This is a genomic window from Thiohalocapsa marina (assembly GCF_008632335.1).
GTDB lineage: Bacteria > Pseudomonadota > Gammaproteobacteria > Chromatiales > Chromatiaceae > Thiohalocapsa > Thiohalocapsa marina.
The window spans coordinates 69,183-82,500 of the sequence record NZ_VWXX01000012.1 but is presented as its reverse complement, the minus strand read 5'-3'; the positions used below and the strand labels follow the sequence as shown (position 1 = coordinate 82,500).

Annotated in this window: 13 protein-coding genes (1 of these 13 running past the window's edge); 3 read left to right on the top strand and 10 right to left on the bottom strand. The window is 68.1% G+C overall.

Features of this window, described 5'->3' with window-relative positions; translation table 11 throughout:
- A protein-coding gene (gene tyrS / locus F2Q65_RS09870; RefSeq protein WP_150092909.1) for a tyrosine--tRNA ligase crosses the window boundary here: on the bottom strand, window positions 1-342 show its 5' portion. The gene continues 861 nt to the left of window position 1, outside the view; 342 of the gene's 1,203 nt are visible here — the first part of the coding sequence; it begins with the start codon at window positions 340-342; its stop codon lies beyond the left edge, outside the window.
- Between the two features lie 222 nt (window positions 343-564).
- Between tyrS and F2Q65_RS09865 the strand changes: the two genes are divergently transcribed.
- Window positions 565-837, top strand: a complete 273-nt coding sequence (locus F2Q65_RS09865) for a hypothetical protein (RefSeq protein ID WP_150092907.1) — start codon at window positions 565-567, stop codon at window positions 835-837.
- A 55-nt stretch (window positions 838-892) separates the two neighbouring features.
- On the opposite strand, the gene erpA is transcribed toward F2Q65_RS09865, so the two are convergent.
- The 5 genes from erpA to F2Q65_RS09840 form a co-directional block, all read right to left on the bottom strand.
- Window positions 893-1,246 (bottom strand): iron-sulfur cluster insertion protein ErpA, encoded by a 354-nt coding sequence (erpA, locus tag F2Q65_RS09860; protein ID WP_150092905.1) that lies wholly within the window; start codon window positions 1,244-1,246, stop codon window positions 893-895.
- A gap of 75 nt (window positions 1,247-1,321) precedes the next feature.
- Window positions 1,322-2,041: a DUF6776 family protein gene (locus F2Q65_RS09855; protein WP_150092903.1), complete on the bottom strand. Its 720-nt coding sequence runs from the start codon at window positions 2,039-2,041 to the stop codon at window positions 1,322-1,324.
- Window positions 2,042-2,099: 58 nt separating this feature from the next.
- Window positions 2,100-3,143 carry an N-acetyl-gamma-glutamyl-phosphate reductase gene (gene argC / locus F2Q65_RS09850; protein ID WP_150092900.1) on the bottom strand — a complete coding sequence of 348 codons (1,044 nt, stop codon included), beginning with the start codon at window positions 3,141-3,143 and terminating at the stop codon, window positions 2,100-2,102.
- 48 nt (window positions 3,144-3,191) lie between these two features.
- Window positions 3,192-3,551: a HesB/IscA family protein gene (locus F2Q65_RS09845; protein WP_150092898.1), complete on the bottom strand. Its 360-nt coding sequence runs from the start codon at window positions 3,549-3,551 to the stop codon at window positions 3,192-3,194.
- Between the two features lie 149 nt (window positions 3,552-3,700).
- Window positions 3,701-3,865 (bottom strand): rubredoxin, encoded by a 165-nt coding sequence (locus F2Q65_RS09840; RefSeq protein ID WP_150092896.1) that lies wholly within the window; start codon window positions 3,863-3,865, stop codon window positions 3,701-3,703.
- Window positions 3,866-4,080: 215 nt separating this feature from the next.
- On the opposite strand from F2Q65_RS09840, the gene hemL reads away from it, so the two are divergent.
- Window positions 4,081-5,367, top strand: coding sequence for a glutamate-1-semialdehyde 2,1-aminomutase (gene hemL, locus F2Q65_RS09835; protein ID WP_150092894.1), 1,287 nt, complete (start codon window positions 4,081-4,083; stop codon window positions 5,365-5,367).
- A gap of 68 nt (window positions 5,368-5,435) precedes the next feature.
- Window positions 5,436-7,538 carry a VTT domain-containing protein gene (locus tag F2Q65_RS09830; RefSeq protein ID WP_150092892.1) on the top strand — a complete coding sequence of 701 codons (2,103 nt, stop codon included), beginning with the start codon at window positions 5,436-5,438 and terminating at the stop codon, window positions 7,536-7,538.
- A gap of 10 nt (window positions 7,539-7,548) precedes the next feature.
- Here the strand turns inward: F2Q65_RS09830 and mpl are convergent, their stop codons facing one another.
- The 4 genes from mpl to acnD are packed head-to-tail and all read right to left on the bottom strand — an operon-like array spanning window position 7,549 to window position 13,298.
- Window positions 7,549-8,952 carry a UDP-N-acetylmuramate:L-alanyl-gamma-D-glutamyl-meso-diaminopimelate ligase gene (gene mpl, locus F2Q65_RS09825; RefSeq protein WP_150092890.1) on the bottom strand — a complete coding sequence of 468 codons (1,404 nt, stop codon included), beginning with the start codon at window positions 8,950-8,952 and terminating at the stop codon, window positions 7,549-7,551.
- A 1-nt stretch (window position 8,953) separates the two neighbouring features.
- Window positions 8,954-9,472: a hypothetical protein gene (locus tag F2Q65_RS09820; RefSeq protein ID WP_150092888.1), complete on the bottom strand. Its 519-nt coding sequence runs from the start codon at window positions 9,470-9,472 to the stop codon at window positions 8,954-8,956.
- 6 nt (window positions 9,473-9,478) lie between these two features.
- Entirely contained in the window at window positions 9,479-10,678 is a 1,200-nt protein-coding gene (gene prpF, locus F2Q65_RS09815; RefSeq protein ID WP_150092886.1) for a 2-methylaconitate cis-trans isomerase PrpF, read from the bottom strand.
- A gap of 13 nt (window positions 10,679-10,691) precedes the next feature.
- Window positions 10,692-13,298 (bottom strand): Fe/S-dependent 2-methylisocitrate dehydratase AcnD, encoded by a 2,607-nt coding sequence (acnD, locus tag F2Q65_RS09810; RefSeq protein ID WP_150092884.1) that lies wholly within the window; start codon window positions 13,296-13,298, stop codon window positions 10,692-10,694.
- Between the last annotated feature and the right edge of the window lie 20 nt (window positions 13,299-13,318).

The window sequence follows — 13,318 nt, the reverse complement described above, 5'->3', positions numbered from 1 at the left end:
GGGGTCCAGCACACGGAAGACCTGCTCCTTGTAGGTCTCGGCATTCACCGCGACCTCTTCCCGCGTCAGCGGTTTGCGGGTTGCGTTCTTCCCTGTCGGGTCACCGATCATGCCGGTGAAGTCGCCGATCAGGAACAGCACCCGATGTCCGAGCTGCTGGAATTGGCGCAACTTGTTCAGCAGCACCACATGCCCCAGGTGCAGATCTGGAGCGGTGGGATCGAAACCGGCCTTGATGCGCAGCGGCTTGCCCCTGGATAGCTTGGTCTTCAGGGCATCGACAGTGAGGACCTCATCGGTCCCGCGGGTGAGCAACGACAAGGCACCTTCGAGTTCGGACATCTTCTACTTCATCCTGATGGGAGACGGCGATGGGCAGTGGTGCCCGGAGGAGACAGGAGCGACGCCTCACCAGCCGAATCCGGCAGAGACGGGCCGGAAGTCCGCCGGAATCCGGCCGAAACCGGCAACGTGCAGCACGGGACGACGCTTCCGGCTTTATGAGCAAGCCGCTGCTGTTCTAGAATCCGGGCAGGAAAGCAGAGTAACCGACCGGGGCGTCACATGAAAGACTATAAGCGGAGCGCACGCAGCCTCCAGTTTCGCGAGCGCCAGTCAGCGCGCCCCAGACGCCTCGTATCGCCAGCGCTGCTCATCATCGGCGTCATCGTGCTCATCGCCGGACTTGGCGTCTACTGGCTGCAGATACCAGGTGTAGGGTCGACATCGGATGTCTCAGGCCGGGCGGCCTCGGCGCCGGGCACCATCACCATCCCCCTGACCCTGCCGGCGAAAGGCGAACCTGTCAATGCGCCGGGCGAGAGCGCCGAGCGCTGAGGCGGCGCCCACCCAAGGCACATGACCGACGCCAATCGCCGGCGTCGGTGCGCGATCAGACGCCGAAGGACGAGCCGCAGCCGCAGGTGGTGGTGGCATTCGGGTTGCGAATGACGAATTGCGCCCCCTGCAGCCCTTCCGAGAAGTCGATCTCGGCACCGGTCAGATACTGCAGGCTCATGGGATCGACCAGCAGCGTCACGCCATCGGTGACGACCTCGGTGTCGCCCTCTTCCGCCCCCTCGGCGAAGGTGAAGCCATACTGGAATCCGGAACAGCCGCCGCCCTGGATGTACACCCGGAGCATCAGGTCCGGGTTGCCCTCCTCAGCGATCAGGTCGGCCACCTTGGCGGCCGCCTGGGCCGTGAACACCAATGGAGCGGCGTCTTCCGCGATAACATCTGACATGTCTTAGTACCCGTTGCAAATGCGATTTCGGTTTTCGCAGGTTGGGGAGTCCGTCCGCGGTCTTGCGGGCCGCCGCTAGGGATCGTCCGATGGGATGTCGGCCTCGTCTGCCCGCAGCAGATCGACGGCGGCGTCCCCGGTCCGCCAGACAAAGGACTCGGATGTGGCAAGGAGATTGTCACTACCGGGCTCGATGTCAACCACCACCTGCCGTGGTGTCGCGTCCGCAGGCAACTGGATCACGCCCTCGAGCCGCTGGAAGTGATCGAAGGCCAGTTCGTGCCGGCCCAATGACGACCCCGGCAGATCCGACAAGGCCAAGGTTTGAAGCTGACTGTCGCGCTCCAGCACCACGTGCACCGACGCCTCGCCGACGGAGCGGCCGAACTCCGGCACCAGCTGACTCAGGATGATGCGATATCTGTAGGCGCCGGGTGCATCCATCGCGGTGAGCGCGAACGCCCGGATCTCCACCGCGCCACGATCGCCTTCGCGGATCAGGCTGCCCAGGTAGGCGACCTGCCTCGCCAGGCGCAGGCGCTCGCCCTGCAGTTCGACCAGCTGCGCCTGAACCGCGCGTCTGGCCTCTTGGTCGATCATGTGCGTCCGCTCCAGACGCACCTGCGCATCGCGCATTTCGGCCAGTGCCTCGCTGAGGGTATCGCGCTCGGTCTGCAGGGCCTGGATTCGGGCCATGGCGCGCTGGGCATCGTGCCCAGCCAGCAGGTATCCCAGGGCGAAGGCGGTGCCGATGACCAGCAGCCAGCCCGCGGTCACAAGCAATCTGAACGACATCCGGTCGCCCCGACGCCGCTTCAGCCTGCTTCTGACCGACATGACCTGGGGCGGGCCGTCAGGGCACGAGACCCACCGTCGGCAAGGCCAGGGCTTCGTCCAGCCCGAACATCAGGTTCATGTTCTGCACCGCCTGACCCGCGGCCCCCTTGACCAGGTTGTCGATCACCGACTGCACGACCACTACACCATTGCCCAGCGGCTCCACCACCGACAGCCGGCACAGGTTGGTGCCGCGAACCGAGCGGGTCTCGAGGGCCGCGGCCGACGGCATGACATCCACGAACGGCTCGTCCGCATAGCGCTGCTCGTACAGGGTCTGCAGGTCTGTGCGGTCGTCGGTCAAGAAGGCGTACAGGGTCGCCTCGATGCCGCGGGCCATGGGCACCAGGTGCGGCACGAAGGTCAGGCCAACCTCCTGGCCGGTAGCGCGCCGCAGGTTGGCGCGGATCTCCGGCTGGTGACGATGCCCGGACACGCTGTAGGCCTTGAAGCTCTCGCCCACCTCGGCCATCAGCAGACCGGTGCTGGCCTTGCGACCGGCACCCGTGACGCCGGACTTCACATCACAGATCAGACGGTCTTTGTCCACCAGACCCGCCTCAGCCCCCGTCTCCAACAGGGGCAGCAGGCCCAGGGTCACGGCGGTGGGATAGCACCCCGGATTGGCCACCAGGCGGGCGCCGCGGATCGCCTCCCGATTGATCTCGGGCAGGCCGTAGACCGCCTCGCCCAGCAGCGACGGGGCCGCGTGGGTCATGCCGTACCAGTGCTCCCAGACCTCGACCTGGTCGAGGCGAAAGTCCGCCGCCAGATCGATGACCCGCACCCCCGCCGACAGCAGCGCCGGGGCGTGCTGCATGGCCGTACCGTTGGGCGTGGCGAAGAACACCAGCTCGCAGTCGCTCAGGGCGGGCGTGTCCGGGGAGGCAAACTCCAGCTCCACATGGCCGCGCAACTGCGGGAACATCGCATCCACGCGCGTGCCGGCGTCCGCGCGCGAGGTCACCACGGACACCGCTACCCCGGGGTGGTGCACCAGCAAGCGCAACAGTTCCGAACCGGTGTAACCGGTGCCACCGACAATGCCGACCTTGATCATGCTGTTACCGCGTCGCAATCGGGGGTTGGAAAGCCACGGAGGGCCGCGTCAGGAACAGCCCGACGCCGAGCCGCAACTACTGCAACCGGAGCCGGCAGACGGCAGGTTATTGAAGACGAAGGTGGCATTGCCGTCGCCGGGGTCGACAAAGTCGATTTCAACACCGCGGATATACTCCAGGGTCGCATCATCCACCACAACCTTGTACGCCGAGAAGTCACGCACACCGTCGTTGTCGTTGATCGCATCCGTGAAGGTCATGCCGAAGCTCACGCCGCTGCAGCCGCCCGCGGTGGCGTAGACGCGCACGCCGGCGATACTGTCGTCGATGTCGTCGAACAGCTCGCCCATCTTGCGGCGGGCGGATTCAGTCAACGCAAGTTCCTGATCGGTCAGTTCCATCAGCATGGGATTCTGTGCCTCGATAAGCCCGTTGGAAACCCGTCACGCTACCATAAGGCCCGGATGGAATACCAGAGCAGGCTTCAGGGTTTCTCGCCCGGTGGCGCTATCCTGCCCGTTGCCATCGGCATCGGTACGTCGCGGATCGGACGGCCTCAGACCTCCACCATCTCGAAGTCTTCTTTGCCGGCACCGCACTCCGGACACAGCCAGTCGGCGGGCACATCCTCCCAGCGGGTGCCAGGGGCGATGCCCTCATCGGGCCAGCCCTGTTCCTCGTCGTAGATCACGCCACACACCAGACACGCATACCGTTTCATCGTTCGAGCCTCCTGTTCGTCTCGCCTTCGGTTTCTCTCCGGGGCCAATGGTCAGGCTGTCAGGCAGGTTTTTCAATCGCGCGCGGTCGCCCTGCTGACGTGGAGAGGTTGCCAACAACAGCAGCGGCGCCGGACAATGGGGGGTTCATGCCGCCATAAGCGACTGGCCACATCAGCCGCGGGGAAACCCGCCTCGCCCGACCGGAGACAGCACCTTGTCCAGATCACACGACTTTTTCGCAGCCGCCCAGCGCCACATCCCCGGTGGCGTCAATTCCCCGGTACGCGCCTTCCGCAGCGTCGGTGGCGATCCGGTGTTCTTCGACTCCGCCTCCGGCGCCTATGCCACCGATGTCGACGGCAAACGCTACATCGATTACGTCGGCTCCTGGGGGCCGATGATCCTCGGTCACGCCCATCCGGACATCATCGGCGCGGTCGCGGCGCAGATCCAGAAGGGGCTCTCCTTCGGCGCGCCGACAGAGCTGGAGACCCGCATGGCGGACGCCGTCTGCGAACTGGTCCCCAGCATGGACCTGGTGCGCATGACCAGCTCCGGCACCGAGGCGACCATGAGCGCCCTGCGTCTGGCCCGCGGCTACACCGGTCGCGACAAGGTCATCAAGTTCGAGGGCTGCTACCACGGCCACGTCGACTCGCTGATGGTCAAGGCCGGCTCGGGCATGCTCACCCTTGGCGAACCCAGTTCCCCCGGTGTGCCGGCGGCGCTGGCGGAACTCACCATCACCCTCAGTTACAACGACATCGATCAGGTGCGCGAGACCTTCGACGCCATCGGATCGGAGATCGCCTGCGTGATCGTGGAGCCGGTCGCCGGCAACATGAACTGCATCCCGCCGGTGCCGGGCTTTCTGGAAGGACTGCGGGAGCTCTGCACGGCGCACGGGGCCGTGCTGATCTTCGACGAGGTGATGACCGGTTTCCGGGTGTCCCGCGGCGGCGCCCAGGGCCTCTACGACATCACGCCGGACCTGACCGCACTGGGCAAGATCATCGGCGGCGGCATGCCGGTGGGCGCCTTCGGCGGCCGTCGCGAGATCATGCAGCAGCTCTCGCCCCTGGGCCCTGTTTATCAGGCCGGCACCCTGTCCGGCAACCCCATCGCCATGACCGCCGGACTCAAGACCCTCGAGCTCATCTCCGCCCCCGGCTTCCATGACGCGCTCACGGCGAAGACCGAGCGACTGACCGATGGCCTGCGCGAGCGCGCCGCCGCCGCCGGCATCCCGCTGGCCACCAACCGCGCCGGCGCCATGTTCGGTCTGTTCTTCACCGACGCCGACGCGGTGACCAACTTCGCGCAGGCCACCGCCTGCGATCAGGAGCGGTTCAAGGCCTTCTTCCACGCCATGCTCAAGCGGGGTGTCTACCTGGCGCCGTCGGCGTTCGAGGCCGGCTTCGTCTCCGCGGCCCATGGCGATGCCGAGCTCGACGCCACGCTGGAGGCCGCCGCCGCGGCCTTCGCCGAGATCGCCGGCTAGGGCGCCATCGACGGCGCCAGCGCAGAGCGCCGCAACGCCGTTCTCACGGACGCCGGTCAAGGGGTGCGATGGAGGGATTCATCCAGACACTGCTGCAGTGGGTCCAGGCCAACCCGGGCTGGGCCTACGCAGCGGTGTTCCTCGCCGCCTTTGCCGAGTCCCTGGCCATCGTCGGCGTCATGGTGCCGGGGGTGGCGATCATGCTCGGCGCCGGCGCCCTCATCGCCACCGATGCGCTGCAATTCTGGCCCGCCTGCCTCGCTGCTGTTGCCGGTGCCGTACTCGGCGACGGTCTCAGCTACTGGCTTGGCCACCACTACCGGCACCGCATCCGCCACTGGTGGCCGTTCAGCCGCCACCCCCGGCAACTGGACCAGGGCATGGCGTTCTTCCGGCGCCACGGCACCAAGAGCGTCGTCATCGGTCGCTTCTTCGGACCGGTCCGTGCCGTGGTACCGCTGGTGGCCGGCATGCTTGCCATGCCGCCGTCGCGGTTCGTCGCCGCCAACGTCGCCTCCGCGCTGGCCTGGGCGCCGGCCTACCTGGCGCCGGGCATCGCCTTCGGTGCCTCGCTGCAGCTTGCGGCAGAGGCCGCCACCCGGCTGGTCGTGCTGCTGCTGGTGCTGCTCGGCGCGCTGTGGTTCAGCGCCTGGGCCGCGAAACGCCTGTTCTGGTTCTTCAGTCCGCGCGCCAACACCTGGGTGCAGGCACTGCTGCGCTGGAGTGCGCTGCACCCGACCCTGGGCCGCATCGCCCAGGCCCTGGCAGAACCTGCACACCCGGACGCCCGCACCCTGACGGGGCTGGCCGGCGCGTTGCTGCTGGCCACGGCGCTGTTCGGCATCACCCTGAGCATCGGCCTGTTCGGTCCGCAGGAGCTCGGCCTCAACCGGATGGTGCTGCAGCTGGGGCAGAGCCTGCGCACCCCCTTCGCCGACACCCTGATGGCTGGCCTGGCGCTGCTGGCCTCGCCGCTGGTGCTGCTGGGGCTGGTGGTCACGGTGTTCGCCTACCTGCGCCGTCTGCGCCAGCGCCGCGACAGCGCCTACTGGCTGGCCGCCAGCCTGTTCGTGCTGTTTGCCACACCGGCCCTTGGCTGGCTGCTGCGCATCCCGCGACCCGCTCCAGGAGCCAATGCCGGTTTCGCTGTCGACCCGGATGTCAGCCCAGACGCCGGCCTCGATCCCGGAATGCATCCGGGCATCGGTCTGGTGCTGGAACTGCCCTGGCCCTGGTCCTTTCCGAGCGCGGCCGTGCTCGGCGCCACCTTGAGCTACGGCTTTCTCGCGCTGATGCTGTCGCGCGGCGTCAGTGGTCCGGGGCGCTGGCTGCCCTACGGCATCGCCGCCGGCATCGTCGCCTGCGTGACCCTGGCCCGGCTGTACTTCGGCGCCGAATGGCTGACGGACATCCTGGGCAGCATCGGCCTCGGCCTGATCTGGATTACGGCCCTCGGGCTGGCCTTTCGCCGCCACACCCGGCAGGTGCCCCCCTGGGGCGGCCTGGCGTTGGTCAGCGTGCTAGGCCTCGGGGTCGGCCTGGGCACCAGTCTGGTGCTTGCGTCCGCACTACGGCCACCGGCCGATGCCGTCGCACACCGCGCCCGCGGCAACGTCGAGCACATCAGCCCCGCCCAGTGGCAGGCCCGAGACTGCAGCCGCCTGCCGAGCCATCGCTCTGATCTGCGGCAACGCCATCAGCGGCCGTTCCGCCTGGTCTATGCGGGGGATCTCGACGCCCTGGCCAAGGCACTGGCACCCAGCGGCTGGGGCGAGGCAGAGCGCCTGACCCCGTCGACGGCACTGCGGCTGCTTTCACCATCGCTGTCCATGGCCGAACTGCCGGTGATCCCCCAGGTGCATGACGGACAGCATGAACGGCTGACCCTGGTGCGCGAGGCGGGCGCGGATCGCCGGTATGTGTTGCGCATGTGGTCAACAGACTGCCGCATCGCGCCGGACGTTCCGGTCTGGGTTGGTGACGTCACGGCACTGCGCAAGGTCAGCATCGGGCATTTTCTCGTGCTGCCGCTGACACGCGGGGATCACGACAGGGCACAGGGGCAGTTCGAGGCAGACCTGCGGGCGACCCCTGAGCTGGTCACGGGACCCGGCCAGCCACTGCTGGTCGTCGGCAGCGACAGCGGATTATTGCCTCCAGAGCGGCGCTGACAACGGCGCCCTACTCCGCGCCGACGTTCGCCCCGTCGGCACCCGCAAGGGCCGTCAGCAGCCGTCGATGGATGCCCTGAAACCCGCCATTGCTCATCACCAGCACATGGTCACCGGGGCTGGCCTCGGCGGCCACCGCCTGCACGATGTCCTCCACGGCATCCGCCACCGACACCTGTCCGCCCAACGGCGCCAGGGCCACGGCGGCATCCCAGTCGAGGCCAGGAGGGACGAAGACATGGACGCGATCCGCCTGTTCCAGGGCGTTTGCCAGCGCCGCCGCGTGCACACCCATGCGCATGGTGTTGGAGCGCGGCTCCAATATGGCCAGGATGCGCGCCTGGCCCACGCGCCGACGCAGCCCGCCCAGCGTACTGGCGATGGCGGTCGGATGATGCGCGAAATCGTCATAGACCTGCACGCCGCCGGCCTCGCCCACCAGTTCCATGCGTCGCTTGACGCCATGGAAGCGGCCGAGGGCGTCCGCCGCCCGCGCTGGCTCCACGCCCACCTCCGCGGCGGCGGCGATGGCCGCCAAGGCGTTCTGCACATTGTGCGCGCCGCAATGCTGCCAACGCACGGCGCCCACCGGCTCCGCTCCCTGCAGCACCGCGAAGGCCGAGTCATCGGCCGCAAGGGGCTCGGCCTTCCAGTCGCCGCGGGCCCCGCCAGAATCGCCGGTGGTCCGACCAATGGTCCGGGTCGGCGTCCAGCAGCCCATGGCCAGCACCGCATCGATGGCGGGCTCGCCGACGGGATGCAGGATGGCACCCGAGCCGGGCACCGTGCGCACCAGGTGATGGAACTGGCGCTGGATCTGCCCGAGATCGTCGAAGATGTCGGCGTGGTCGAACTCCAGGTTGTTGATGATCAGCGTCCGCGGGCGGTAATGGACGAACTTGGAGCGCTTGTCGAAGAAGGCCGTGTCGTACTCATCGGCCTCCACGACGAAATGGCGCCCCGCCCCCAGCCGCGCCGACAGGCCGAAGTCGAGCGGGATGCCGCCGATGAGAAACCCCGGTTCAAGCCCCGCCTCCTGCAATATCCAGGCAAGCATGCTCGCAGTGGTGGTCTTGCCGTGGGTGCCGGCCACGGCGAGCACATGCCGCTCCGCCAGCAGGTGCTCCGCCAGCCATTGCGGCCCGGACACATAGGGCAGCCCGGCATCGAGCATGTACTCCACGGCGGGCAGGCCTCGCTTCATGGCGTTGCCCACTACCACCACATCCGGCGCCGGTTTCAGGTGGTCGGCGGCGTAGCCCTCCGACAGGGTGATGCCGGCGGATGCCAGCTGGGTGCTCATGGGCGGGTAGACATGGGCGTCGGAGCCCGTGACCTCATGCCCCAGGGCACGCGCCAGCAGCGCGATCCCGCCCATGAAGGTGCCGCAGATGCCAAGGATGTGCAGATGCACTTCAGGCCGTTCCCTGGGTGAGGCCGCCGATCAGCATGAACGACAGGATGTCGAAGGCCACCGCAATGGCCGCCCCCTGCGCCAGCCGGATCTCGAGGGCGTGGCGCAGGATGTGCGCCGCCACCAGCACGCTCCAGACCACCAGACCAAGGAACAGCAGGCCGGCCAGCATCAGTTGCCCGCCCGCATCGGTGCCCGGAGCGGCCAGGCCCACTGGCAGCAGGGCCACCACGCCGATCAGGGTGTCAGCGCCGAGCAGGCTGGTGGCAGTCTGCAGAAAGCGCGGCTGCCGGTTCAGCAGTTTCAGGCCCAGGTGCAGGGCGCCCAGCAGCAGCAGGATGTCCAGCGCCGTCTGTGCCAGACCCGCCATGACGGATGCACCCGCGGTGATGGCCAGCAGCATGCCTCCAAGCAGCGCCGCCAGCACCACCAGCCCCAGCAGCGCCCGGGAACCCGGCAGGTCCTGAGGCCGCCGGCGAAGCAGGCACAGCTCGACGAAGAAGTGCAAGATGGGCAGCACAATCGCCTACCGGACCTGGCTGAACACATCAGAGGGCACGCGCACGAAGCCCTCCATCAGCACCCGGGCGCTGCGGCTCATGACGGCCTTGGTGATGGTCCACTCCCCCGCCGCCAGCCGGGCCTCGGCGCCGACCCGCAGGGTGCCGGAGGGATGACCGAAGCGCACCGAGGTGCGGTCACCGCCGCCAGCGGCCAGGTTCACCAGGGTGCCGGGGATGGCCGCCGCGGCGCCGATGGCCACCGCCGCCGTGCCCATCATGGCGTGGTGCAGCTTGCCCATGGACAGGGCGCGCACCAGCAGATCGATGTCGCCGGCGGCCACCGGCCGACCGCTGGAGGCGACATAGTCCTTCGGTCCGGCCACGAACGCCACCTTCGGCGTGTGCTGGCGGCGGGCGGCCTCGTCCGGGTGGCTGATCAGCCCCATGCGCAGGGCGCCCTGAGCGCGGATGGCCTCGAATCGGGCCAGCGCCCCGGCGTCGCCGTTGATGGCCTCCTGCAGCTCGGTGCCGGTGTAGCCGATATCCTCGGCATTGACGAACACGGTGGGGATGCCCGCATCGATCATGGTGGCCCTGAGGGTGCCGAGGCCGGGGACCTCCAGGTCGTCCACCAGGTTACCGGTGGGAAAGATGGCGCCGCCGCCGTCCTCGTCGGCCGCCGGGTCCATGAACTCGATACGCACCTCGGCCGCCGGGAAGGTGACGCCGTCGAGCTCGAAATCGCCGGTCTCCTGCACCGCGCCATTGGCCATGGGCACATGGGCAACGATGGTCTTGCCGATGTTGGCCTGCCAGATACGCACCTCGGCGATGCCGTCCCGGGGAACGCGTTCGGCGTCCACCAGCCCGTTGCTGATGGAGAAGGGTCCCACCGCCGCGGACAGGTTGCCGCAGTTGCCGCTCCAGTCGACGAACGGCTGATCGATGGAGACCTGGCCGAACAGGTAGTCGACATCGTGTTCCGGCCGGCTGCTGCGCGACAGGATCACCGTCTTGCTGGTGCTGGAGGTGGCCCCGCCCATGCCGTCGATCTGTTTGCCGTAGGGATCGGGGCTGCCGATGACCCGCAGCAGCAGCGCATCGCGGGCCGGACCCGGCTGCCGGGCGGGCTCGGGCAGATCCTGCAGACGGAAGAACACGCCTTTGCTGGTGCCGCCACGCAGGTAGCAGGCGGGTATCCGGAGTTGGGGTGCGTGAGTCATGGGCATCCTGGGGTCAGGCCGCATGGGCCGAGTCGAGAAAGTCCTGGGCGAACCGCTGCAGCACGCCCCCGGCCTCGTAGATCGAGACCTCCTCGGCGGTGTCCAGGCGGCAGGTCACCGGCACCTCCAGCCGCTCGCCATCCTTGCGCTGGATCACCAGCGTCAGGTCTGCCCGCGGTGTGCGCTGGCCGACCACATCGAAGGTCTCGCTGCCGTCGATGTGCAGGGTCTTGCGGTTCTGCCCCGGCTTGAACTCCAGCGGCAGCACGCCCATGCCGATGAGGTTGGTGCGGTGGATGCGCTCGAAGCCCTCGGCGACGATGGCCTCGACGCCGGCCAGGCGCACGCCCTTGGCCGCCCAGTCGCGCGACGAGCCCTGGCCGTAATCGGCGCCGGCGATGATGATCAGCGGCTGCTTGCGCTGCATGTAGGTCTCGATCGCCTCCCACATGCGCATCACCTGGCCATCCGGTTCCACGCGGGTCAGCGAGCCCTGTTTCACCTCGCCGTCCACCACGGCCATCTCGTTGATCAGCTTGGGGTTGGCCAGGGTCGCGCGCTGGGCGGTCAGGTGGTCGCCGCGATGGGTGGCGTAGGAGTTGAAGTCCTCCTCCGGCAGGCCCATGCGCGCCAGGTACTCGCCGGCGGCGCTGTCCGGCAGGATGGCGTTGGACGGCGACAGGTGGTCGGTGGTGATGTTGTCCGGCAGCACCGCCAGCGGCCGCATGCCGCGCAATGTGCGCTCGCCGGCCAGCGCACCCTCCCAGTACGGCGGACGGCGGATGTAGGTGGACTGCGGGCGCCAGTCGTACAACGGGCTCCTGGCCTGGTCCACGGTGCCCAGGTCGAACATGGGCACGTACACCTGCCGGAACTGCTCCGGCTTCACGCAGCGGGCGACGATGTCGTCGATCTCCTGGTCCGTGGGCCAGAGGTCCTTCAGCGTGATGGGCCGGCCGTCGGCGTCCAGACCGAGGGCGTCCTGCTCGATGTCGAAGCGGATGGTGCCAGCGATGGCGTAGGCCACCACCAGCGGTGGCGAGGCCAGGAAGGCCTGCTTGGCGTATGGATGGATGCGGCCGTCGAAATTGCGGTTGCCAGACAGCACCGCAACCGTATACAGGTCGCGATCGATGATCTCTTGGCGGATCTGCGGCTCCAGCGCGCCGGACATGCCGTTGCAGGTGGTGCAGGCGTAGCCGACGATGCCGAAGCCGAGTTGCTCCAGCTCCGACAGCAGGCCGGCCTCCTCCAGATACAGCCGGGCGACCTTGGAGCCGGGGGCGAAGGAGGTCTTGACCCAAGGCTTGCGTACCAGGCCCAACGCATTGGCCTTGCGTGCCAGCAGCCCGGCAGCCACGACGTTGCGCGGGTTGGAGGTGTTGGTGCAGCTGGTGATGGCGGCGATGATGATCGCACCGTCGGGCATCAGGCCCTGCTGCTCCTGCGCCAGCGCCTTGTCCAGGTCCACGGCGATGCCGCGCTCGGCCAGGGCGGAGGTGGGCAGGCGCCGATGCGGGTTGGACGGCCCGGCCAGATTGCGCACCACCGACGACAGATCGAACTCCAGCACCCGTTCATAGTCCGCCTGGGCCAGGTCATCCGCCCAGAGTCCGGCGGTGCGGGCGTAGGTCTCCACCAGGGCCACCTGCTCGGGTTCGCGGCCGGTGAGGCGGAGATAGTCGATGGTCTGCCCGTCGATGGCGAACATCGCCGCGGTGGCGCCGTATTCAGGACACATGTTGGAGATGGTGGCGCGATCACCGATGGTCAGATCCGCCGCCCCCTCGCCGAAGAATTCCACGTAGGCGCCGACCACCCGCTGCTGACGCAGGAACTCGGTCAGCGCCAGCACGATGTCGGTGGCGGTGATGCCCGGCTGTCGGCTGCCCGTGAGCCGCACGCCGACGATGTCCGGCAGGCGCATCATGGAGGCGCGCCCCAGCATCACGGTCTCCGCCTCCAGGCCACCGACCCCCACCGCGATCACCCCCAGGGCGTCCACATGGGGGGTGTGGCTGTCGGTGCCGACGCAAGTGTCGGGAAAGGCGACGCCATCGCGCACCTGCACCACCGGCGACATCTTCTCCAGATTGATCTGGTGCATGATGCCGTTGCCGGCCGGGATCACGTCGACATTCTTGAACGCGGTGCGGGTCCAGTCGATGAAATGAAAGCGGTCCGCGTTGCGCCGGTCCTCGATGGCCCGGTTCTGCTCGAAGGCATCCGGCTCGAACCCGGCATGCTCCACCGCTAGGGAGTGGTCGACGATGAGCTGGGTCGGCACCACCGGATTCACCAGCGCCGGGTCGCCGCCCTTGTCGGCGATGGCATCCCGCAACCCGGCCAGGTCCACCAGCGCCGTCTGACCAAGGATGTCGTGGCAGACCACCCGCGCCGGATACCAGGGAAAGTCCAGGTCCCGCTTGCGCTCGATGAGCTGCCGCAGCGCATCCGTCAGTTGCTCCGGGTCGCACCGACGGACCAGGTTCTCGGCCAGCACGCGGGAGGTATAGGGCAGACTGGCGTAGGCACCGGGGGCGATGGCATCCACCGCGGCGCGCGCGTCGAAGTAGTCCAGCGTGGTACCGGGCAGCGGTTTGCGGTTGGCGGTATTCATTGGCGGTTCGTGTTCGTCCG

Excerpts from the sequence above, each read along its gene's own strand:
- F2Q65_RS09865 (WP_150092907.1), top strand. The coding sequence starts at position 565 with ATGAAAGACTATAAGCGGAGCGCACGCAGCCTCCAGTTTCGCGAGCGC.
- erpA (WP_150092905.1), bottom strand. The coding sequence starts at position 1,246 with ATGTCAGATGTTATCGCGGAAGACGCCGCTCCATTGGTGTTCACGGCC.
- F2Q65_RS09855 (WP_150092903.1), bottom strand. The coding sequence starts at position 2,041 with ATGTCGTTCAGATTGCTTGTGACCGCGGGCTGGCTGCTGGTCATCGGC.
- argC (WP_150092900.1), bottom strand. The coding sequence starts at position 3,143 with ATGATCAAGGTCGGCATTGTCGGTGGCACCGGTTACACCGGTTCGGAA.
- F2Q65_RS09845 (WP_150092898.1), bottom strand. The coding sequence starts at position 3,551 with ATGCTGATGGAACTGACCGATCAGGAACTTGCGTTGACTGAATCCGCC.
- F2Q65_RS09840 (WP_150092896.1), bottom strand. The coding sequence starts at position 3,865 with ATGAAACGGTATGCGTGTCTGGTGTGTGGCGTGATCTACGACGAGGAA.
- F2Q65_RS09830 (WP_150092892.1), top strand. The coding sequence starts at position 5,436 with ATGGAGGGATTCATCCAGACACTGCTGCAGTGGGTCCAGGCCAACCCG.
- prpF (WP_150092886.1), bottom strand. The coding sequence starts at position 10,678 with ATGACTCACGCACCCCAACTCCGGATACCCGCCTGCTACCTGCGTGGC.
- acnD (WP_150092884.1), bottom strand. The coding sequence starts at position 13,298 with ATGAATACCGCCAACCGCAAACCGCTGCCCGGTACCACGCTGGACTAC.